Raw genomic sequence first — 19,024 nt, 5'->3', positions numbered from 1 at the left:
TCCCGATTGCCGGGGGCTCCGATTGCGGACCCGTTGCTGGACGCCCCGCCGAACTGGGAGCGGTGCCTGGCGGGATAGTGTTGAAGCACCATGAGCGACTTGCTTCTCTACGTCCTGATCGCTGGGGCCCTGGCATTCGCCGTCTCCAGCTGGTGGGGCGTGCGCAGCCTCAAGGCCCTGCATGCGCGCAGCGCCGTGCGGGAAGACACCCATGCGCACGGCCTGGAACGCCAGCGTGTTGCCGTGGTTCTGAACCCCATCAAGGCCAAGTCGGCCGAGGCGCGCGCCGCCATCCAGCGCGCCTGCCTTGCGGCAGGCTGGGAGGCCCCACGGTTTTTTGAGACGACGGCGGATGACCCCGGCCACTCACAGGTGCAGGCAGCGCTCCACTACGGCGCCGATGTCGTCCTTGTGGGCGGCGGTGACGGCACCGTCCGCGTTGTGGCTGAGTCGCTCGCCCACACGGGTGTGGCGATGGGCCTGATCCCGCTCGGCACGGGAAACCTGCTGGCGCGCAATGTGGACGTGGACCTGTACGACCTATACGGCAACGTCCAGACGGCCCTCTTCGGCCATCAGCGGTACATCGATACGGCCCGGATGCACATCGAGAACTCGGCGACCGGCGCTTCGTCCAACCATGCATTCCTGGTTATCGCCGGCATCGGTATGGACGCCGAGGTGGTGGGTGATACGAATGCCGGGCTAAAGCGTGCCGTGGGCTGGCTGGCGTACACCGAGGCAGGCGTCCGGCACATGCCCGGACGCCGGAAGAAAGTGTCGATTTCGCTGGACGACCAGCCCGAACAGATGCGCAAGATCCGCAGCGTCCTCTTCGCCAACTGCGGACTCGTACCCGGCGGCATCGACCTGATCCCCCAGGCCATGATCGACGACGGAATGCTGGACGTCGTCGTGATGAGCCCGCGAAGCGCCGTGGGCTGGCTGGCGATGTACACGAAGATTCTGTTCAAGCACAAGCGGCACCTGCCCGTGATGAGCGTCTACCGCTCCGGGAAGGTGGTCATCAGATGCCCGGAGCCCATGCCCACACAACTGGACGGCGACACCTCCGGAGAAGCCACTAAAGTCACGGTTCAGGTGGATCCCGGATCCCTGCTGATCCGGGTCAGGGCCATGCCCGGCATTGGCACGGGCGGCAGCCAGGCCTAGGCGGACTTGGCGGTTCCAGCATGCTTGGCGGCCTCGGCGGCCTTGGCGGCTGCACGGGCCTCGGACTGCTCGCGGATCATGGCCTGTTCCTCTTCGAAGCGCAGGCGGTCCGCCCGGTCGGCGTCGTCCCCGTCCCAGTCCTGGTTTTCAGCGGTCGGCTTGGGATTGACGATCATTCCCTGGCCGTCGTTGTCGGCGCTGGCACTATCTGACATGACCCGCTCCCTTCGTTGGGGCCGCCCCCCTTGTTGATCAGGCAAGCATACGCACAGTCCTAGGGGCAGGGAAGTGCCGTCAGGGGCATTTGTCTACGCTGTGGGCGAAGCATTTACGGTCATTTCGGAGCCCAGCGAGTCCGCCGCGAGAATATCTCCGACCCACGCATGCGCAGCCTGGAATGCTTCGTCGGAAGTATGTGGCGCCACCACCGGGCTTTGCGCATCCGCGCGCCCGTAGGAGCCGAGGAACCTCGTGGCGGGGCTGATGCGGTGCAGCCCGGCAAGTGCGTCTGCGACCCGCGCGTCCGCCACATGGCCGTCGGCGTCGATGCTGAAGAAATAGTGGCCAAGGTACTGCCCGGTGGGCCGGGATTCGATCCGACTCAGGTTCACCCCGCGGGTGGCGAACTGGTCCAGGATCTCCATAAGGGCACCGGGACGGTCTTCAGGCAGCGGAACTACCACGGTGGTCTTATCCGCGCCGGTCCGGGCTGGAAGAACGCCGGGACGCCCTACGAGAACAAAGCGCGTCACAGCACCGGGGTTGTCGCCGATGTTCTCGGCCAGCACGTGGAGCCCCGGCTGTTCCGCGGCAACAATGGGAGCGCAGATGGCGGCATCGTAGTGGGCGTCATCCTCCAGGAGGCCCATCGCCGCGGCGGCAGTGGAAGAGCCCGGAATGTATTCAGCACCAGGGATATGCGCATCCATCCACAGCCTGCACTGGGCCCAGGCGTGGCCGTGGGTGGAGACGCGCCGGATCTGAGAAATGTCCGTGCCGGGCCTCGCCACGAGGACAAAGCTGATGGGAACAAGCGCCTCGCGGATGATCCGGAGTTCCTGTCCCGTGGCGATGGCATCGAGGGTGGCCGTAACGCCGCCCTCGACGGAGTTCTCGATAGGGACCATTGCAGCGTCAGCAGATCCGTCGCGCACCTTGTCCAGCGCGGTGTTCACGTTGGACGACGGAACCCGGATGGCGTCTGCCGCGTCCGGGACCTGCATCAGCGCCGCCTCCGTGAACGTGCCCTCGGGGCCAAGGAAGGTATAGGTGGGACGTGAGGCAGACATCAGTATTCCTTACGAGTTATATAGGGGAAGGGCAGCGGTGGCCGAGCGGGTCAGAGAACCACGGGCTTGAGCCCATTGTCCGAGACCAGCTGCTTGCCGGACTCGAGCCACTGGTCCATGCCGCCTGCGACATTGAGGGCCGAGTAGCCTTGGCCGACCAGCCACTGGGCGGCCCGGAATGACCGTCCGCCAGTGCGGCAGATGACGTAGAGGTCCTGGTCCGGGTCCAGGTCATCGATGCGGCCGGGCAGCTGGTCCAGGGGGATGTGCACCGCGCCTTCGGCGTGGCCGGCCACCCACTCGTAGTCTTCGCGCACATCTAGAATGGTGGCGTCCGCGGGAACCTCGTTGACGGTGACGGTATCGAAGTCGCTCATGGGAGTCCTCTCCTCGGCTGCAAGCTCTCAGCACCAGCGTATCGCCAGCGGGCAGCCCCGCGGCCCACGGGCGGCACGTTACGCTTCTTGGATCATGCAAAGGACAACAGCCCTGCCAGCCGGCACTCCCGCGGCCCGCGACGTGTCCGGCGACAGGGCGTTGCCCGCGCCCGGGAGGATGCGCCGCCTTGAGTGAGATCCACGACCTCTCAGCGGTGCTGCTCAGGGACGAACTGCGGTCCGGGGAGCTCTCCGCGCGAGAGGCAACAGCCCACTTCCTCCGGCGGATCGAGGCCGCGAATCCCCGGCTGGGCGCGTTCATCACGGTCACCGCGGACATGGCCCTGGCCGATGCCGCCGCGGCCGATGAGCTGCAAGCCCGCCTTCCCCGCGAGCAGCTGCCCCCGCTCCATGGTGTTCCGCTGGCGTTCAAGGACCTGACCGACGTGGCCGGCGTGGTCACAACGCACGGCAGCGCAGCCCTGGACCGCCGCCCGGCTCCCGTCGACGGCGCCCTCGCCGCGGCACTAAAGGGTGCCGGGGCCATCTCACTTGGCAAGACGCAGGTTCCGGAATTCGGGCTGACGGCCTACAGCGAGAACCTCATCGCCCCGCCGTCGCGCAATCCGCACGCGCTGAGCCGCAGCTCGGGCGGTTCATCCGGCGGAAGTGCCGCCGCGGTGGCAGCCAAACTGCTGCCGTTCGCGCCGGGGTCCGACGGCGGCGGGTCTGTCAGGATTCCTGCTGCCGCGTGCGGCTTAGTGGGACTCAAACCCGGCCGCGGACTGGTTCCGGCGGGGGAAAGCAGCGGCGATCCCGCCGGGCTGGTGGTTTCAGGACCGCTGGCGCGCTCCGCCGCGGACGCGGCGCTCATGCTCGACGCGCTGGCTGCGGAGGGTCCTGAGGGCAGTGCGGTGAACGCGGCACCGGGCGGCGCCCGCTACCTGGAAGCCGTCAAGGCCGCACCGCCCAAGCTGCGGATCGGTGTGAGCCTGGACAGCCCGTGGTCCGCCATCTTCCCGTTCACCCCGGAACCCGAAGCGCTCGATGCCCTGGCAGCCGGCGCCCGGCTGCTGACAGACGCCGGGCACGACGTCGTCGAGACCGCCATCCGCTACGACAACCGTTATCCGGACGCCTTCACCACGGCCTGGACGGCCGGCGTCGGAGCGGCCCGGATAGCACCGCAGCGCGAGGCTTTGCTGGCCCCGCTCACGCGAACCTTCCGGCGCCGGGCACAGCAGCGCAGCGCAGCGAAACTGAACGAATCCCTCGCCTTCCTGCGCCAGTTCCAACGGGACACCCTGGCGCAGTACGCCGAATGGGACCTGATCCTGACGCCGTCACTCGCCCAAACGCCGCGGCCGGTGGGCTGGTTCACGGGCTCGGCCCACGGGGACGGCCACTGGCCGGCGTCGGAATGGGCGGGCGACGCCGACGGCGACTACCGGAAGCAGTGCGAATTCGCCCCGTGGTCCTCCATGGTGAACGTCTGCGGCCTGCCCGCCGTCAGCATCCCGGTGCACTGGACCGGCGGTGGCAGCGCGGACGCGGGACTTCCCATGGGCATTCAGCTGATCGGCCCGATGGGATCCGAAGCGCTGCTCCTGCAGGTCGCGGCCCAGCTGGGGTATTAGGCGCAGCTGGGGCATGAGGCGCAGCTGGCGTACTGGCGGGGTTCTCAGCCGTGCCGGGACACCCGACGAGGCGTACGCTGGCCGGATGACCCCAGCCACACGCCTCCCGGTTGAGCAGCGCCTGTACGTCCCCTCCCCCGGTGAGGTTTCCGACGTCGAAGTTCTGCCGGTGGGCGATGTCACCGACGGCGTGCTGCGTGTGGGCGGCACCGTCCGCCGGCCGCGCGGATGCCGCCCTTCTGTCGTTTGACCGCATGGAGCACAACGCCCGCATCCTCGGCGGCGGCTGGGCGCGGATGTGGGCCGAAGGAGTGGGCGGCATGATTCATCGCCGGCGTGCTTGGCTGGAGGTCAACGGCGGGCGACTGGTCCGGCCGCTGACAGATTGACGGGTTGCTTCCCGTTCCCCGGGCCGCTCCTCAGATGGTGCTGTACGAGTTGGTGGCTGCGACGCTGAACAGGAGCGCGAGGCTGATAATGGCCAGCACCGTGAGGGCCAGGCCGACGTATCCCATCACCAGACCGGCTAGGGCGAGCCCGCGTCCCGACGGTTCACGCCGCAGGGCCATGTGCCCCAGGATGACCGCCGCAATCTGCGGCAGGATGACGAACCCAAAACCGACGAAGACTGCGATGCCGCAGCACAGGCTGGCGATGCTCAGCGTTTTCGGTTCAGCCGGCATCCCGTAGTGGGGCTGGCCGTAGGGGCCGGCGTACTGCTGGCCATAGGGGCTACCCTGGTTGCCGTAGGGGCTCCCCGGCTGGGCGTAGGGGCGGCCGTACGGGCCGCCGTCGTAGCCTGACCCGCCCCGTCCCTGGCCGAATTCCTGGCCATAGAGCGGCGGCGTGTACAGCGGGGGCGCCGGAATGTCCGAACCCTGCGGCGGAATATACGACGGCGGCTGGTAGCCATCCGGCGTTGGGTCGCCGCCCGTTCCGTTGGGGCGCTGCTCTGTCATGGGGATCCCCTCTGAAAGTGTCCTAAGCAAAACAGTACAGCCGCCCCGGGCAATGGCACGGGCAACCCGTCAATCACCATCGGTGACTTTAGCGGGGCAAAATCTCCCAGACGACCCAAAGGGGCGGCAGAAGGAGTGCTGATAAGAGAAAGCCTGCAATCAACGCCCCTCCCATGTACCGCGCCACACGGGTGCCGGGGGAACGGCGCCGCCCCGGCTGAGGAAAGCCGTTCCGGACGCCGGAGTGCCGGCCAGCCTGCCCCCGGCCAGCGGGATACTGGACCCGGGAGGAGGGGATTGCGTGGTGAGGGACAACCGGAGGACATCGGCCGCTCGGACCAGGGGCAGCCGGGCGTGATGCCTGGGATATCGCAGTGGCGGATGATCCAACAGTTGGAGGCTGTGTAGTCGCTTGCCGGGGAGCCGGCGCCCTCAACCCTTCCTGGACCATGGCGCGGGCAGGCCGCGCCATGGTGCCCGGCCCCTCCGGGACCTGCGGCTGCGTGAGGAGCTGGCCGAGCTGGGCATACAGTCCGATCACGGACTCCGAGTCAAGCACCCGGGGTAATGCTGCCACCGCCGCCACCAGCCGGTCGGTCCCATGCACTTCCACCCCGCAGGCGGTATTTCCGGAAACTTCGTGCTGCGCCGCCATGCAGACCATGGAGCGCACGAACCTGCGCCGGTTCGCCGGAAGAAGGGCGGCCACGGCAGCGGCCTGCCCCAGCGCCACTTCTATAACAGGGTGCCGGGCATAGCCGTTCTGCCGCAGCACTCCGTCCCGGACCTCAACGTGGCCATTCCAGCTCTTGGAGCTGATGACCACCACCCCGCCGGGCCCCACCAGTACGTGATCCAGCCTGGCCAAGGGGCGGCCGGGCCAGTGGACATCGTGCAGGAGAAACCAGCCGTGGGGCAGCAGCAGGCCGAGCGTGCCTGCCACCAGCTGCTGGTAGCCGGCAGCGGCGTGCTCCGCCCGGTCAAGGTCGCGTTTCAGCCGCGCAATCCGTTCCGGCGACAACCGCGACTGTTCGAATGCCCCATCTGCAGCCCCCATTGCCCACACCCCCATTCATTACCATTCAGAGCGTCACTGTTCGGATCGTCGACCCGTTGAGGCACAGCCAATCGGGGACCCGTTCCGTGACGTGCTCCTTTTGCACGCCGCCCGTTATCTTTTCCGGCCGGCGGCAGCGACCGCCGTCGTCATTCTTTTTTGAAGGTAGCAGCCGCATAAACAGCCGGTATATAGGTACTTTTGGCGGTGAGTACTCAGTTTTTCCATGTCGATTTCCAACTAGCCGCACTATTTCCTGAAATTCGGCGTCATAGGGACCGGATTACGGACAACTCGTGTTGCGTTCCGGCCACGTCTGGCATGCTGGTCCCATGGCTAGCCGCGCGGGTACAGTTGCCCAATCCCAAGACCTTGTTGACCTGACCGCTCTTCTCGATGCGTACTACGACGTCACGCCTGACCTGGGTGATCCCGGGCAGCGTGTGGCGTTCGGAACCTCCGGGCACCGCGGGTCCAGCCTGAAGGCGTCCTTTAATGAGGCTCACATCGTGGCCATCACCCAGGCCATCGTGGAATACCGGGCAGGGCAGGGCATCACCGGTCCGCTCTTCCTGGCCAAAGACACCCACGGGCTCAGCGAACCGGCGCAGAATTCCGCCCTGGAAGTTCTTGCCGCCAACGGCGTGAAGGTCCTCATCGACGCCCGCCACGGCTACACCCCCACCCCGGCCCTGAGCCACGCCATCCTGACCTACAACAGGAACGCCCCGGCCGGCGCTCCGCAGGCGGACGGCATTGTGGTCACGCCCAGCCACAACCCGCCCGGTGACGGCGGCTTCAAATACAACCCTCCGCATGGCGGACCTGCGGACACCGACGCCACCGGCTGGATCGCCAACCGGGCCAATGAACTGCTGGAGAACGGTCTTCGCGGCGTGAAGCGGATTCCGGTGGCTGAAGCTCTCGAGGCCGAGACCACGGGCAAGTTCGACTTCCTCAGCAGCTACGTTGACGATCTTCCGTCGGTCCTGGACCTGAACGCCATCCGCGAGGCCGGCGTCCGGATCGGTGCGGACCCCATGGGTGGCGCCTCCGTGGACTACTGGGGCGAGATCGGCGAACGGCACCACCTGAACCTCACCGTGGTCAACCCCACCGTGGACCCGCAGTGGGCCTTCATGACGCTGGACTGGGACGAGAAGATCCGCATGGACTGCTCCTCGCCGTCCGCCATGGCCTCGCTCATCAACCGGATGTCCGAAGGGGCGAACTACGACGTCGCCACCGGAAACGACGCCGACGCGGACCGCCACGGCATCGTGACACCCGATGGCGGGCTGATGAACCCGAACCACTACCTCGCCGTCGCGATCGACTACCTCTACCGCCACCGCACAGGCTGGAACCCGGAGTCCGTGATCGGGAAGACACTCGTGTCGTCCTCCATCATCGACCGCGTCGCCGGAAGCCTGGGCCGCAAGCTGGTCGAGGTGCCGGTGGGCTTCAAATGGTTCGTGCCGGGCCTGCTGTCCGGCGAAGGCGCGTTCGGCGGCGAGGAATCTGCCGGCGCTTCGTTCAACAAGATGGACGGCAGCGTCTGGACCACGGACAAGGACGGCATCCTGCTGGCCCTGCTCGCTTCGGAGATCACCGCGGTCACCGGGAAGTCCCCGTCGGAGCTCTACAAGGGCCTCACCGACCAGTTTGGTGCACCCGTGTACGCCCGCATCGACGCCGCTGCAACGCGGGAACAGAAGGCGGCGCTCGGGAAGCTGTCGTCGTCGGATGTCACGGCCACCGACCTGGCCGGCGAGACGATCACCGCGAAACTGACGGAGGCGCCGGGCAACGGAGCTTCCATCGGTGGCCTGAAGGTGGTCACGGAGAACGCCTGGTTCGCCGCCCGCCCCTCCGGCACCGAGGACGTGTACAAGATCTACGCTGAGTCCTTCAAGGGCGCCGACCACCTGAAGCAGGTCCAGGCGGAAGCCAAGGCCCTGGTGGACGGGGTTATTTCCTAAGCTCCCACAGCTTGAGGATGCGCCGGATGGTGCGGTCACCATCCGGCGCCATGTCCACGAGTGCAATGTGGTCAAGCACGACGGCGTCGCCCGGGTTCACGCGTTGCTCACCGTGGTGGGACACATGCGGGCGGAAGAGCCGCCGGGTGTGGTGCGGGCTCGCGACACGGCCGGAAAGCTGCTCCACCGCCTGCACCAGGGATTCGTGCAACGCCTGCAGCGCGGGGTCATCCTTAACCAGGCTGACGGGTACGGAGCCTTGATGCCCGAAGTGGTGGTCCCCGCCGATGGACAGCACTGAGCCCAGCGCCTGCTTGGCCGGCACCTCGGCGAGCGACGCGAACCGGGCCGTGCCGCCGTCGTCCGTAACATTGAAACGCACCAGCGTGATGTGCAGCGGCCAGTCGGTGCGCAGGAACTCCTGCCCCTCCGAGGCCGGCTCAATGAACGCCACCATGATGAGGTTCCGCATACCCCAAGTGTGCCACCGGGGATGCTCTCAACCAGGGAACAGGACTAAACTTGGGGTAGGCCCGGATGCATGCCTTGCAGCTCTAAGCTGCAGAAATACTGCCCCGATTGCCTCCGGAATGTCCCCCATGTTGCCGGAGGCAATCGCGCGTCCTGAGGCTGTCCGCCTGGTCGCTTCGAAGCCTGGACCGGGCGAAGGCTTGGACCAGGCGAAGGCTCGCACCGGGCGAAAGCTTGCGCGGGCGAAGCCTTGACGGGCGGATCAGACGGTGCGGACGACGTGCTCGTAGGCGAACTTGGGCTTGGCCTCGCCCCAGGCGTCAGCTCCGGGCCGGCCGATGTTGACCACGAGGAAGCTCTTCTGGTCACCGGCGGGGAAGAACTCGGCGTCGATCGCGGTGAAGTCCGCGCCCGTCATGGGGCCTGCGGCGAAGCCGAGGGAACGCACGGCGAGGATGAAGTAGCCCGCCTGCAGGTGCGCGTTGTTGTTGCCTGTGGACGTTGCGAGGTCCGGGGACGCGTCGTACATGGCCTTGGGGGCGTTGTACCCCGGAAGGAAATTGTCCCACTGCTCCTGCCACGAGGTGTCGTAGCTGAGGACCGCAACGAGCGGCGCGGAGGCCGTCTTGGCGCGGTTCCCGGCGGAGAGGAAGTCCACGAGCTTGGCGCGGGCCTCGTCCGAGCGCACGTACGTGACGCGCAGTGGCTGGGAGTTAAACGCGGTGGGACCAAACTTGGTCAGTTCATAGATGGCGCGGGCCTGCTGCTCGGTGACCTCACCGGTGAAGGCGTTGGCCGTGCGGGCTTCAGCGAAAATCGCGTCCACGGCTGCGGAATCGATCACGGCTTCTTCATGGGCGATTGTCATTCAGTTCCCTTTCGCTTTGCCGCCGTCCCTGCTGGGCGTGGCGGTGCACTCCTGCTTTCCATGGTTACAACCGTGCCGGGAGCAGCCCTCTTCCCGTGACGGCCGGTTACGGGACGTGAGCTTGGGCACATCCGCCCGCTGGAACCCTCTTGGCGCCCGGGCCTGGCGCGGTATTGTTGCACCGGAAGATCCCAGCCCCCAACCCGCGGGCTATCCCTCTGAAAGGCCCCCGGCAATGAGCATGCTCGGAACCAAATGGAAGCTGCACGGCAACGGAAAAGCGGTCCGCCCAGGCGAAGTGGTCGCCCCCGGGGAACGGCTCACCTGGCCAATCACCATCGGCGTGGGCATGCAGCATGTGGTGGCCATGTTCGGCGCCACGTTCCTGGTGCCCATCATCACCGGAATGCCCCCGGCCACAACCCTGTTCTTTTCCGGCATCGGCACGCTCCTGTTCCTGGTGATCACCCGGGGCCGCGTGCCCAGCTACCTCGGCTCCAGCTTCGCTTTTATCGCACCCATCATGGCCTCCCAGCAGCAGTACGGCGTCCCCGGCGCCCTGGGCGGGGTGGTGCTGGCGGGAGCCGGGCTTGCCGTGATCGGTGCCATCGTGCAGAAGTTCGGTGCGGGCTGGATCAACAGGCTTATGCCGCCGATCGTCACCGGCGCCATCGTGGCGCTGATCGGCCTCAACCTGGCGCCCGCGGCCAAGAACAACTTCGACCTAGCCCCCGTGACCGCGCTGATCACGCTCGTGACAATCATCCTGGTGAGCGTCCTGTTCCGCGGGATCGTCGGCCGGCTTAGCATTCTCGCGGGCGTGGTGGTGGGCTACCTCGCGGCCATGGTCCGCGGCGAGGTGGACTACTCCAAGATGGACGCCGCGGCCTGGGTCGGCCTGCCCCATTTCCAGACGCCGGAGTTCCACCTGGGCGTCGTGGGCCTCTTCGTTCCGGTGGTGCTGGTGCTGGTGGCCGAGAACATCGGGCACGTAAAGTCCGTGTCCGCCATGACCGGGCAGAACCTGGATGGCGTCTCCGGCCGCGCACTGATGGCCGACGGAGCGGCCACCGTACTGGCAGGCTTCGGCGGCGGATCGGGTACCACCACCTATGCCGAGAACATCGGCGTCATGGCGGCCACCAAGGTCTACTCCACCGCGGCGTACTGGGTGGCGGGTATCTTCGCGATCCTCCTGAGCTTCTCGCCCAAGTTCGGCGAGCTGATCGCCACGGTTCCGCCGGGTGTGCTGGGCGGCGCCGCCACCATGCTCTACGGCATGATCGGCATCCTGGGCGTGAAGATCTGGGTCCAGAACAAGGTCAACTTCTCCAACCCGGTGAACCTGACCACCGCCGCCGTCGCGCTCATCATCGGCATCGCCGATTACACGTGGACCATCGGGGACCTCAAGTTCACCGGCATTGCGCTGGGCTCCGCCGCGGCTCTGGTGATCTACCACGGCATGAAGGCCATCGCGAAGGCCCGGGGCACCGCGGCCGAACCGGAGACCGAGGGGCCGTCCGGACTTCCCCCGGCCGCGAAGGCAGCCATCAACGCGGCGGCGAAGCGGTCACCGAAGAAGCGCTAGGCCCCGGGCCTGTCTTCTCACGGGCGCATGTGCCACGCCCGAGGAATGTCCGGAGCATATTTGCACCGTTTTGAGCCCGCGGGCCACTTGGCGCCCCTGAAAATCAGGGGCGCCAAGTGTTTTCCGCCGGCAAAGTGGTGCAGGAGTGCGGCGCCGGCACCTAAGACGCCGGCACCTGAAGAACTGGGCTGCTACCCGGCGTCGAACGTCTCGTCATCGTCGTTCGGGGACTTTTCCTTCGGCAGATCGTTGCCGCTGCCGTCCGGCAGGCCGGCGGCGTCCTGGTCCGGCTCCGAAGAGAACTGGTCTGAGCCCTGGGCGTCCGCGTTGCCCTCATCGATCTCGGCGTCCGCTGACGGTACCGCTTCGTCTCCTGCACGCGCGTCGGCTGTTTCAGCCCCGGCGCCCGGCGAGGCATCGGCGTCTCGGGGAATCGGGGACTCACCGGGGACGGTATCGAAGCCGGCTCCGCTGGCATCACCCTCGGCATGGAGCTGCTCGTCTGTCCCGCCGAAGCGGCCGGCACCGGGTTCACCCGCGCTGTCCTGATCTTCTTCGGCAAAGTGGCTGAGGTTCGGCGTACCTGTGCCGAAGGTCTCGCCGTCCGGGCTGTTCTGGTTCAGGCCTGCTGCGTCAAAATCCTCCTCCTCGCGGGGCTGGGCAAACTGCTTTCCGCCCACCTCCTGCTCAACGGTGGGCGTGCCGTAGCCTCCCGCTTCCTCTTCAGGGGCGGCGTGCTGGTTGTCATGGCTCATGTGTTCCTCCTGATTGGCTGGAAATTGCTGGAAAACGTGGTCTCCGTGCGGCCCAGGGCCCGGCTCACAGCCCCTTGCCGCCGGTGACGGGCAGAACTGCCCCGGAGATGTACGAGCCGGCGTCGGACGCCAGCAGGACATAGGCCGGGGCGAGTTCCGCAGGCTGGCCGGCGCGCTGCAGCGGCGTGTCCTGGCCGAACTTGGGCAGTTTGTCAGGCCATTCCGTGGCCGGAATAAGCGGAGTCCAGATGGGGCCCGGCGCCACGGCGTTCACGCGGACACCCTTAGGCCCGAGCTCCTGGGCCAGGGCCTTGGTAAAGGCAACCTGGGCCGCCTTGGTCATGGCATAGTCGATCAGTCCCGGTGAGGGGTTGAACGCCTGGATGGAAGCGGTGGTGATGATCGACGCACCCACGGTCAGGTGCGGCACGGCGGCACGGGCGGTCCACAGCAGTGAGTAGAGATTGGTTTGAAAGACGCGGTCGAACTCTTCGGTGGGAAGCGATTCGAAGCTGTCCCGGTTCTTCTGGTAGGCGGCGTTGAGCACCACCACATCCAGCCTGCCGAACTCCGCTACTGCGTCGTCCACGATCTTCGTGCTGAACTCTTCACTCCGGCCGTCGCCGGCGAGAAGCAGCGCCCGCCTGCCGGCCTTGCGGATCCATTCCGCCGTGTCCTGGGCGTCCTCTTCCTCCTCGGGAAGATAGGAAATGGCGACATCCGCACCCTCGCGGGCGAAGGCAATAGCCACCGCCTTGCCGATGCCGGAGTCGCCACCGGTGATGAGCGCGGCTTTGCCCCGCAGCTTGTCGCTGCCCTCGTAGCTCAGCTCGCCATGGTCCGGCTGCGGATCCATCGGGGCGGTGAGTCCCGGCTGCTTCTGTTCCTGCTCGGGAAAGGGTCCCGAGTGGTAGGTACCACGGGGATCCCTGGGCTGGTCAGTCTGCTTTGCTGAGTCACTCATAGTCCACCTACTAACGGTCAGGGTTCTAACGGGCAGGGTCATGCGGGACTGGCCATTGAGGCGGCTTCACGGTTCGCTTTCCACGGCTCCCTCCGTGGGCCATTGGGCGTCCGACTCTTCGAACCTAACGCAGGTTTGAGGACCAAGTCCACATCCTGATAGAAATTAGTCAGCAAACTTAGCAGTTGTTGAATTCGGTCCGGCTTGAGCCTACGTTGGGAGCAGGCGGGCCCGCCTGAGGCCAGATGGAGGTCGATGCATGAGTGATCCGGACGCCCCAGCAGGCAGCGGCAGGAATGAGACCCGCGAGGAACAGCTCGACCGCAACTGGATGGAGCTGTTGCAGGAGCTGCGGGTGCTGCAGACGGGCGTGCAGATCCTTGCCGGCTTCCTGCTGACCCTGCCTTTTCAGCAGCGGTTCAAGGAACTCGACGACTTCCAGATCGGCCTCTATCTGGTGAATGTGGCGCTTGCCGCCCTGACCACCGCCTTCATCCTCCTGCCGGTCAGCGTGCACCGGCGGCTGTTCCGCCACCGGCTCAAAGAGACTCTGGTGTCCAGTGCGGACAACATCACCAAGATCGCACTGGGCGGCGTGGCATGCCTCAGCGTCGGGACTGCGGCGCTGGTCTTCGACGTCACGGCCGGGCGCACCGCCGGACTCACCGCAGGGCTGGTACTGCTCGCGGTGCTGGCCGTCCTTCTCGTTTATGTCCCCCTGCATCTTCACCGGCAGGCCCGGAGATAGCAGGCCCGGAAGCCGGACAGAAACTGCCGGCTCCGCTCCAGTGAGGGCGGGGCATCAATCAAAAGAGCACGGAGGAACAATGCGTAAATGGGCCAAGGAACACGGGCTGCTGCTGGCAAACGTGGGGCTCTTCCTGGCGTTCTTTGGCGGCATGATCCTCACCGGCGCCAGCAACTACAGCGAAGACCAGCTCGCTCACGGGCAGCCGGCCGTCACCGTCGCGGAATATCTGGGCACCGGCGCTTTTGTGGAAGCCACGTTTGAAAACTGGGAGTCCGAATTCCTGCAGATGGGCATGTACGTCATCCTCACCGTGTTCCTTTTCCAGAAGGGCTCCTCGGAATCCAAACCCATGGGAAAGGACGCGCCGCAGGACGAGGATCCCCGCAATGCCACCATCAAGGACGCCACCCCGTGGCCCGTGAAGCGCGGCGGAGTGGTGCTGAAGCTTTATGAACACTCCCTTTCGATCATGTTCCTGCTGCTGTTCCTGGCCTCGTTCGTGCTGCACGGCATTGGTGGCGCCGACGATTACAACAGCGAGCAGGAGAGCCACGGCCAGCCGACAGTAAGCGTCTTGGGCTACTTCGCCACGAGCCGGTTCTGGTTCGAGTCTTTCCAGAACTGGCAAAGCGAGTTTCTCGCCGTGGCGGTGCTGGTGGGAACATCGGTCTACCTGCGCGAGAAGGGGTCCCCCGAATCCAAACCCGTCGCCGAACCGCACTACGAAACCGGCGCCTGAGCGCACCTGTCCAGCAAGGTCCGGCCTAGGGGCGAAGCATGCGGTGTTAAGCGCCTTCGAGCACCTGGGAAGTGGCCCACGCAAGGTATTTTGCGGCATTGGCGACGGCGTCTTCCGGGCTTGAGGCGACGTCCAGCAGCTGCGCCGCGGCCACCACGCCGTGTTCGGCCAGGTCCTCCGGCGTGACCAGGATCCGCCCCGCCACCACGATCACCGGGATGCCCCGTTCCCGGGCGGCGTCCGCGAGCGCGATGGGTGCCTTTCCGGTGAGGGACTGGGAGTCCATGGAACCTTCGCCGGTGATGACGAGGTCGGCGTCCTTGAGCTGCTCGGCCAGCCCGGTCAGCCCGGCGACGAGGGCGAAGCCGCCTTCGAGGGTGGCGTGCGTGAAGGCCAGGAACGACGCCGGGAAGCCGCCCGCCGCTCCGGATCCCGGGACGTTGACGTCCCGGCCCGTGGCCTCCCTGAGGATGGACGCCCAGTTGCGCAGGCCGGCGTCGAGCTTTTCGGCGGCGTCCTCATCAGCACCCTTCTGCGCGCCGAAGACGTGTGCCGCGCCGTCGGCGCCGTACAGCGGATTCTGAACGTCGACGGCGATCCGGAAGTTTACGGCGGTCAGGCGGGGATCGAGGCCCGAGACATCCAGGGCTGCCACTTCCGCGAGCGATCCGCCGCCCAGCGGCACCACGTTTCCGGCCGTGTCCAGGGGCTTGAGCCCCAGCGCACGCAGGGCGCCGCTGCCGCCGTCGGACATGGCCGAACCGCCAACGCCCAGCACGATCTCCGTGGCGCCGGCGTCCAGGGCCGCGGCAATCAGCTGGCCGCAGCCATAACTGTGGGCGCGGAGGGAGTTCTCCGGCGTCGGCTCCATGTGGGCCAGGCCGGAAGCCTGGGCAGTCTCGATCACAGCCGTGGCTCCGCCGAAAGCATCCTTCCGCAGCGCCCACGCCGCGCCGATTGGGGCGAGAATGGGCCCGACGACGGCGTTGAGCCGCTCTTCGTACCCGGCGGCAACGGCAGCTTCGAGCGTCCCTTCGCCGCCGTCGGCCACCGGAAACTGGTTGGCTACGGCGTCGGGATAGACGCGGAGGGCGCCTTCGGCGATGGCGGCGGCGGCTTCGATGGCGGTGAGGGAACCCTTGAACTTGTCCGGGGCGATGAGGATGCGCATGGCACCATCCTGCCAGCAAGGCTCAGGAACGCGCGCTTGCCGGTTCCGTCATGCCGGCTCCCTGAACCACTGATTGGCCGGAGCACGCGCCCGCCATCAGGCGCGTGCTTCCTCCTGGCCGGCGTATGTGTCCAGGAGTTCACGGGCGCCGCTTCCGTCCGGCCCTTCGGCGGAGAGGGCGGACCGCATGCCGTCCAGCTTCTCGGCGCCTGCGGGGAAAGGAGGCAGGAGCGGGACGTCCGGATCCGTCAGGACCTCGATCACCACGGGGCGGTCCGCCGCAAAGGCGCGGTCCCAGGCGCTGGCCAGTTGCCCCGGGGAATCGACCCGGATCCCCATCAAACCCAGCAGTTCCGCGTAGCCGGCATACGGAAAATCCGGGATCTCCTGACTGTCCGGGAACCGCGGCTCGGACTCTGTTTCCCGCTGCTCCCACGTGACTTCGGCGAGGTCGCGGTTATTGAAGACACAGACCACAAAGCGCGGATCAGCCCATTGCCGCCAGCGGTGTGCGACGGTCACCAGTTCTGCAATCCCCGCCATCTGCATGGCGCCGTCGCCCGACAGCGCCACCACCGGCCGCTCCGGCCGGGCAAGCTTGGCCGCGATGCCGTACGGAATGGAGCAGCCCATGCTGGCAAGAGTCCCGGACAGGTGCGCCGGCACTCCCGGCGGAAGGGTCAGCTGGCGGGCGTACCAATAAACGCAACTGCCGACGTCGACACTCACCTGGGCGTTGGCCGGGAGCCGGCCGTTGAGCTCTCGCACCACGAGTTCCGGGTTGACCGGCTTCGCCGGCACGCGGGAGCGCTCCTCCTGTAGCGCATGCCAGCTGTGAACCTGCTCCTCCACACCCGCGCGCCCCTGTTTGCGGGCCTCGCTGGCCGCCCCCTCGCCGCTTTCGCCGGCGGCTCCGTTTCCGAGGCGTGCGGTGAGTTCCCGCAGGGTTTCCGCAGCGTCCCCCACGAGGCCCACCTCCACCGGGTAGCGGTTGCCCACTTTCCGGCCGTCGATGTCGATCTGCACGGCCCGGGCGGCGCCCGGTTTGGGATAGAACTCGGTCCAGGGATCGTTCGAACCGATGATCAGCAGGGTGTCGCAGTGTCCCATCAGGTGGGCGCTGGCCGTGGAACCAAGGTGTCCCATGGTGCCCGCGGCAAAGGGCAGGGTCTCGTCGACGTAGGGCTTACCCAGCAGGCTGGTGGTGACGCCTGCGCCGAGCTTTTCCGCGATGGCCACTACCTCGGCCTGGGCATGCTTCGCGCCCTGGCCCACCAGGAGTGCCACCTTGCGGCCGGTGTCCAGCACCTCGGCGGCCTTCACGAGGTCGTCCTCGCGCGGCAGTACCCGCGCGGGCCGCCATTCCGGTGCGGTCACGATGATGCCGTGCTCCTGCTCCAGTTCCGGCGCCGGGGCCTTCTGAATGTCGTGCGGGACGATCACGACGCACGGCGTCCGCGTCTCAAGCGCCGTGCGGAAGGCGCGGTCCAGGACCATGGGAAGCTGCTCCGGGGTGCTCACCATCTGCGCAAACTGTGCCGCCACGTCTTTGAACAGGGTCAGGAGGTCGATTTCCTGCATGTACGCAGATCCCAGCACGCTGCGGCTCTGCTGCCCGATGATCGCCACGACCGGGACTCCGTCCAGCTTGGCGTCGTAAAGGCCGTTCAGGAGATGCACCGCACCAGGTCCCTGCGTGGACGTCACCACGCCCACTCCCCCGGTGTACTTGGCGTGGCCAACAGCCATGAATGCGGCAGTCTCCTCGTGCCGGGCCTGGACGAACTGGACGCCGCCCGACTTGCCGCCGTCGCCGGCGCGGCGGAGGGCACCCATAAAGCCGTTGATACCGTCGCCGCTGTATCCGAAGACCCTGTCCACGCCCCAGGCTTTGAGGCGTTCCACCATTACGTCGGCAACCAGCCGATCAGCCATTGAAGACTCCCCTGCTCAAGATGTGAAAGATACCGGGCTTGCCCTGCCCTCGGAGTATGGACTCTGGGCTACTCCTCGTGCCCCTGGTCCCCGCTCATCTGGTCCTCCGCCGGCGGCGTCTCACCCGGCGGCACGCCTCCGCCGGGCTCGAGTCCGGTGATGTTTCCATTCAGCGGGTCGGGGTTGGGCGAACCGGCAGGGTCTTTCCGTTCGGTTCCATGTTCCTTTTCGCCGGCCGCATCGGCGGAGCCGGGCTGGTCCGGGTTGGCGGGGTCGTTTTCGGGGTGATAGCTGCTCATGTTCCTGCGGTCCTCCGTGGTTAGGGTCGTATGCAAATACAACGGACTTTGGTGACGGTGGAGCTCGGCCCTCCGGGGCCCCGGGGGCACTGGACTACCCGGGGGCACTGGACTAATTGTAAGCATGCTGATGATTCTGGACCAGTCAGATGCCGCGAAATCCGGCCACGCCGGAGGTTCCGGCTAGGACCAGGCGCCCCGGCTCACCAGAACTTCCCTCAGCAGGTCGGCGCGGTCGGAGACGATGCCGTCCACGCCGAGGTCCAGGAGCCTGTGCATCTCGGCCGGCTCGTTGATGGTCCACACGTGGACGTACAGCCCCAGGTCGTGGGCGCGGCGGACAAAGCCGGGGGTCACCACCTGAACAGCACGGTAGCGGACCGGCACCTGCAGGGCATCGACGTCGCGCAGCACACGGCCCACGACCGCCCGCGCCAGCGCACCCACACCGGGCACGGCCAGCAGCGGCGAGAGCGCCACGAAGGCTGCATTGGCCGCCGTCCCCGCGGAGGAGGCAGTGCGGCGGCTGAGCAGCCGCAGTACCGCCCGGCGTCGGCGGTCCGAAAAGCTGGCGATGAGGACACGGTCGTGCAGGGCGTGCCGCTCGATGGCGGCCGCGAGGCTGCGGACTGAGTTCCAGTCCTTGACGTCGAGATTGAACCGGGCGTCGGGGAAGGCGGCCACGAGTTCATCGAACGTTGGCACCGGTTCCAGGCCCCCGATCCTGGCCCGTGCAACCTCGGCGGCGGTCAGCTCTGCGATCCGTCCGGCGCCGTCCGTGATCCGGTCCAGTGCCGCGTCGTGAAAGAGGAGCAGCACGCCGTCGGATGTCGTGTGCACGTCCGTTTCCAGGTACCGGTAGCCGATCCCGACGGCGGCGCGGAACGCTGCCATGGAGTTCTCCAGGCCCTCGCGGGAGAAGCCACGGTGCGCCATGGCGACGGGCGCGCCTCCGGCGGCACCGGCGCCACGGCCCGAAGGGGAGAAAAAGGGCAGAGCCACGGTC

At 67.0% G+C, this 19,024-nt stretch carries 21 protein-coding genes; 8 read left to right on the top strand and 13 right to left on the bottom strand.

The window, feature by feature from the left end:
• Positions 1-90: 90 nt before the first annotated feature.
• A complete protein-coding gene (locus AC1DD3_RS09705) occupies positions 91-1,173 on the top strand; it encodes a diacylglycerol/lipid kinase family protein (RefSeq protein ID WP_230117855.1) in 1,083 nt (360 codons plus the stop codon).
• Here AC1DD3_RS09705 and AC1DD3_RS09700 read toward each other — a convergent pair.
• The 3 genes from AC1DD3_RS09700 to AC1DD3_RS09690 form a co-directional block, all read right to left on the bottom strand.
• On the bottom strand, positions 1,170-1,388 hold the full coding sequence (locus tag AC1DD3_RS09700) for a hypothetical protein (protein WP_230117854.1): 219 nt from the start codon (positions 1,386-1,388) through the stop codon (positions 1,170-1,172). The two genes, AC1DD3_RS09705 and AC1DD3_RS09700, sit on opposite strands and share 4 nt — an antisense overlap.
• Before the next feature lie 93 nt (positions 1,389-1,481).
• A complete protein-coding gene (gene pheA, locus AC1DD3_RS09695; protein WP_230117853.1) occupies positions 1,482-2,462 on the bottom strand; it encodes a prephenate dehydratase in 981 nt (326 codons plus the stop codon).
• A 50-nt stretch (positions 2,463-2,512) separates the two neighbouring features.
• On the bottom strand, positions 2,513-2,839 hold the full coding sequence (locus tag AC1DD3_RS09690) for a rhodanese-like domain-containing protein (protein ID WP_230117852.1): 327 nt from the start codon (positions 2,837-2,839) through the stop codon (positions 2,513-2,515).
• 188 nt (positions 2,840-3,027) lie between these two features.
• Here AC1DD3_RS09690 and AC1DD3_RS09685 point away from each other — a divergent pair, with 188 nt between their 5' ends.
• The 3 genes from AC1DD3_RS09685 to AC1DD3_RS09675 all read left to right on the top strand — a co-directional run bounded on the left by AC1DD3_RS09685 (position 3,028) and on the right by AC1DD3_RS09675 (position 4,865).
• Positions 3,028-4,476, top strand: a complete 1,449-nt coding sequence (locus tag AC1DD3_RS09685) for an amidase (RefSeq protein ID WP_230117851.1) — start codon at positions 3,028-3,030, stop codon at positions 4,474-4,476.
• An 85-nt stretch (positions 4,477-4,561) separates the two neighbouring features.
• Positions 4,562-4,726, top strand: a complete 165-nt coding sequence (locus tag AC1DD3_RS09680; protein ID WP_476881515.1) for a hypothetical protein — start codon at positions 4,562-4,564, stop codon at positions 4,724-4,726.
• 4 nt (positions 4,727-4,730) lie between these two features.
• The gene (locus tag AC1DD3_RS09675; RefSeq protein WP_476881514.1) at positions 4,731-4,865 is read left to right on the top strand and encodes a hypothetical protein; all 135 of its coding nucleotides are present in this window, start codon (positions 4,731-4,733) and stop codon (positions 4,863-4,865) included.
• Positions 4,866-4,895: 30 nt separating this feature from the next.
• Here the strand turns inward: AC1DD3_RS09675 and AC1DD3_RS09670 are convergent, their stop codons facing one another.
• Both AC1DD3_RS09670 and AC1DD3_RS09665 read right to left on the bottom strand, forming a co-directional pair.
• Positions 4,896-5,435, bottom strand: coding sequence for a DUF4190 domain-containing protein (locus tag AC1DD3_RS09670; protein WP_230117850.1), 540 nt, complete (start codon positions 5,433-5,435; stop codon positions 4,896-4,898).
• 88 nt (positions 5,436-5,523) lie between these two features.
• Positions 5,524-6,492, bottom strand: coding sequence for an NERD domain-containing protein (locus tag AC1DD3_RS09665; protein WP_230117849.1), 969 nt, complete (start codon positions 6,490-6,492; stop codon positions 5,524-5,526).
• 332 nt (positions 6,493-6,824) lie between these two features.
• Here AC1DD3_RS09665 and pgm point away from each other — a divergent pair, with 332 nt between their 5' ends.
• Complete coding sequence (gene pgm / locus AC1DD3_RS09660; RefSeq protein WP_230117848.1) at positions 6,825-8,474, top strand: phosphoglucomutase (alpha-D-glucose-1,6-bisphosphate-dependent); 1,650 nt, start codon at positions 6,825-6,827, stop codon at positions 8,472-8,474.
• On the opposite strand, the gene AC1DD3_RS09655 is transcribed toward pgm, so the two are convergent.
• Both AC1DD3_RS09655 and AC1DD3_RS09650 read right to left on the bottom strand, forming a co-directional pair.
• Positions 8,464-8,946 carry a 2'-5' RNA ligase family protein gene (locus tag AC1DD3_RS09655; RefSeq protein WP_230117847.1) on the bottom strand — a complete coding sequence of 161 codons (483 nt, stop codon included), beginning with the start codon at positions 8,944-8,946 and terminating at the stop codon, positions 8,464-8,466. The genes pgm and AC1DD3_RS09655 overlap by 11 nt on opposite strands.
• A gap of 261 nt (positions 8,947-9,207) precedes the next feature.
• Positions 9,208-9,813, bottom strand: a complete 606-nt coding sequence (locus tag AC1DD3_RS09650) for a malonic semialdehyde reductase (RefSeq protein ID WP_230117846.1) — start codon at positions 9,811-9,813, stop codon at positions 9,208-9,210.
• A gap of 235 nt (positions 9,814-10,048) precedes the next feature.
• On the opposite strand from AC1DD3_RS09650, the gene AC1DD3_RS09645 reads away from it, so the two are divergent.
• Entirely contained in the window at positions 10,049-11,404 is a 1,356-nt protein-coding gene (locus AC1DD3_RS09645; protein ID WP_476881513.1) for a uracil-xanthine permease family protein, read from the top strand.
• A gap of 191 nt (positions 11,405-11,595) precedes the next feature.
• On the opposite strand, the gene AC1DD3_RS09640 is transcribed toward AC1DD3_RS09645, so the two are convergent.
• Positions 11,596-12,159, bottom strand: a complete 564-nt coding sequence (locus tag AC1DD3_RS09640; RefSeq protein WP_476881512.1) for a hypothetical protein — start codon at positions 12,157-12,159, stop codon at positions 11,596-11,598.
• A 64-nt stretch (positions 12,160-12,223) separates the two neighbouring features.
• The gene (locus AC1DD3_RS09635) at positions 12,224-13,123 is read right to left on the bottom strand and encodes an SDR family oxidoreductase (protein WP_230117843.1); all 900 of its coding nucleotides are present in this window, start codon (positions 13,121-13,123) and stop codon (positions 12,224-12,226) included.
• Positions 13,124-13,382: 259 nt separating this feature from the next.
• On the opposite strand from AC1DD3_RS09635, the gene AC1DD3_RS09630 reads away from it, so the two are divergent.
• Both AC1DD3_RS09630 and AC1DD3_RS09625 read left to right on the top strand, forming a co-directional pair.
• On the top strand, positions 13,383-13,871 hold the full coding sequence (locus tag AC1DD3_RS09630) for a DUF6328 family protein (protein WP_230117842.1): 489 nt from the start codon (positions 13,383-13,385) through the stop codon (positions 13,869-13,871).
• A 79-nt stretch (positions 13,872-13,950) separates the two neighbouring features.
• Positions 13,951-14,613 (top strand): DUF6766 family protein, encoded by a 663-nt coding sequence (locus AC1DD3_RS09625; protein ID WP_230117841.1) that lies wholly within the window; start codon positions 13,951-13,953, stop codon positions 14,611-14,613.
• A gap of 46 nt (positions 14,614-14,659) precedes the next feature.
• On the opposite strand, the gene AC1DD3_RS09620 is transcribed toward AC1DD3_RS09625, so the two are convergent.
• The 4 genes from AC1DD3_RS09620 to AC1DD3_RS09605 all read right to left on the bottom strand — a co-directional run bounded on the left by AC1DD3_RS09620 (position 14,660) and on the right by AC1DD3_RS09605 (position 19,020).
• On the bottom strand, positions 14,660-15,784 hold the full coding sequence (locus tag AC1DD3_RS09620) for a glycerate kinase (protein WP_476881511.1): 1,125 nt from the start codon (positions 15,782-15,784) through the stop codon (positions 14,660-14,662).
• 96 nt (positions 15,785-15,880) lie between these two features.
• The gene (locus AC1DD3_RS09615) at positions 15,881-17,719 is read right to left on the bottom strand and encodes a thiamine pyrophosphate-requiring protein (protein WP_476881510.1); all 1,839 of its coding nucleotides are present in this window, start codon (positions 17,717-17,719) and stop codon (positions 15,881-15,883) included.
• Positions 17,720-17,787: 68 nt separating this feature from the next.
• The gene (locus AC1DD3_RS09610; protein ID WP_476881509.1) at positions 17,788-18,018 is read right to left on the bottom strand and encodes a DUF6480 family protein; all 231 of its coding nucleotides are present in this window, start codon (positions 18,016-18,018) and stop codon (positions 17,788-17,790) included.
• Between the two features lie 183 nt (positions 18,019-18,201).
• Entirely contained in the window at positions 18,202-19,020 is an 819-nt protein-coding gene (locus AC1DD3_RS09605; protein ID WP_476881508.1) for a glycerophosphodiester phosphodiesterase family protein, read from the bottom strand.
• Between the last annotated feature and the right edge of the window lie 4 nt (positions 19,021-19,024).

The sequence above is a fragment of the Arthrobacter sp. 05T444 genome (genome assembly GCF_056395905.1).
This window is presented reverse-complemented; position numbering and strand designations above follow the sequence as displayed.

What these genes read in the sequence shown, in the direction of transcription:
- AC1DD3_RS09705 (WP_230117855.1), top strand. Translation starts at nt 91, where the DNA reads ATGAGCGACTTGCTTCTCTACGTCCTGATCGCTGGGGCCCTGGCATTC.
- AC1DD3_RS09700 (WP_230117854.1), bottom strand. Translation starts at nt 1,388, where the DNA reads ATGTCAGATAGTGCCAGCGCCGACAACGACGGCCAGGGAATGATCGTC.
- pheA (WP_230117853.1), bottom strand. Translation starts at nt 2,462, where the DNA reads ATGTCTGCCTCACGTCCCACCTATACCTTCCTTGGCCCCGAGGGCACG.
- AC1DD3_RS09690 (WP_230117852.1), bottom strand. Translation starts at nt 2,839, where the DNA reads ATGAGCGACTTCGATACCGTCACCGTCAACGAGGTTCCCGCGGACGCC.
- AC1DD3_RS09680 (WP_476881515.1), top strand. Translation starts at nt 4,562, where the DNA reads ATGACCCCAGCCACACGCCTCCCGGTTGAGCAGCGCCTGTACGTCCCC.
- AC1DD3_RS09675 (WP_476881514.1), top strand. Translation starts at nt 4,731, where the DNA reads ATGGAGCACAACGCCCGCATCCTCGGCGGCGGCTGGGCGCGGATGTGG.
- AC1DD3_RS09670 (WP_230117850.1), bottom strand. Translation starts at nt 5,435, where the DNA reads ATGACAGAGCAGCGCCCCAACGGAACGGGCGGCGACCCAACGCCGGAT.
- AC1DD3_RS09665 (WP_230117849.1), bottom strand. Translation starts at nt 6,492, where the DNA reads ATGGGGGCTGCAGATGGGGCATTCGAACAGTCGCGGTTGTCGCCGGAA.
- pgm (WP_230117848.1), top strand. Translation starts at nt 6,825, where the DNA reads ATGGCTAGCCGCGCGGGTACAGTTGCCCAATCCCAAGACCTTGTTGAC.
- AC1DD3_RS09655 (WP_230117847.1), bottom strand. Translation starts at nt 8,946, where the DNA reads ATGCGGAACCTCATCATGGTGGCGTTCATTGAGCCGGCCTCGGAGGGG.
- AC1DD3_RS09650 (WP_230117846.1), bottom strand. Translation starts at nt 9,813, where the DNA reads ATGACAATCGCCCATGAAGAAGCCGTGATCGATTCCGCAGCCGTGGAC.
- AC1DD3_RS09645 (WP_476881513.1), top strand. Translation starts at nt 10,049, where the DNA reads ATGAGCATGCTCGGAACCAAATGGAAGCTGCACGGCAACGGAAAAGCG.
- AC1DD3_RS09640 (WP_476881512.1), bottom strand. Translation starts at nt 12,159, where the DNA reads ATGAGCCATGACAACCAGCACGCCGCCCCTGAAGAGGAAGCGGGAGGC.
- AC1DD3_RS09635 (WP_230117843.1), bottom strand. Translation starts at nt 13,123, where the DNA reads ATGAGTGACTCAGCAAAGCAGACTGACCAGCCCAGGGATCCCCGTGGT.
- AC1DD3_RS09630 (WP_230117842.1), top strand. Translation starts at nt 13,383, where the DNA reads ATGAGTGATCCGGACGCCCCAGCAGGCAGCGGCAGGAATGAGACCCGC.
- AC1DD3_RS09625 (WP_230117841.1), top strand. Translation starts at nt 13,951, where the DNA reads ATGCGTAAATGGGCCAAGGAACACGGGCTGCTGCTGGCAAACGTGGGG.
- AC1DD3_RS09620 (WP_476881511.1), bottom strand. Translation starts at nt 15,784, where the DNA reads ATGCGCATCCTCATCGCCCCGGACAAGTTCAAGGGTTCCCTCACCGCC.
- AC1DD3_RS09615 (WP_476881510.1), bottom strand. Translation starts at nt 17,719, where the DNA reads ATGGCTGATCGGCTGGTTGCCGACGTAATGGTGGAACGCCTCAAAGCC.
- AC1DD3_RS09610 (WP_476881509.1), bottom strand. Translation starts at nt 18,018, where the DNA reads ATGAGCAGCTATCACCCCGAAAACGACCCCGCCAACCCGGACCAGCCC.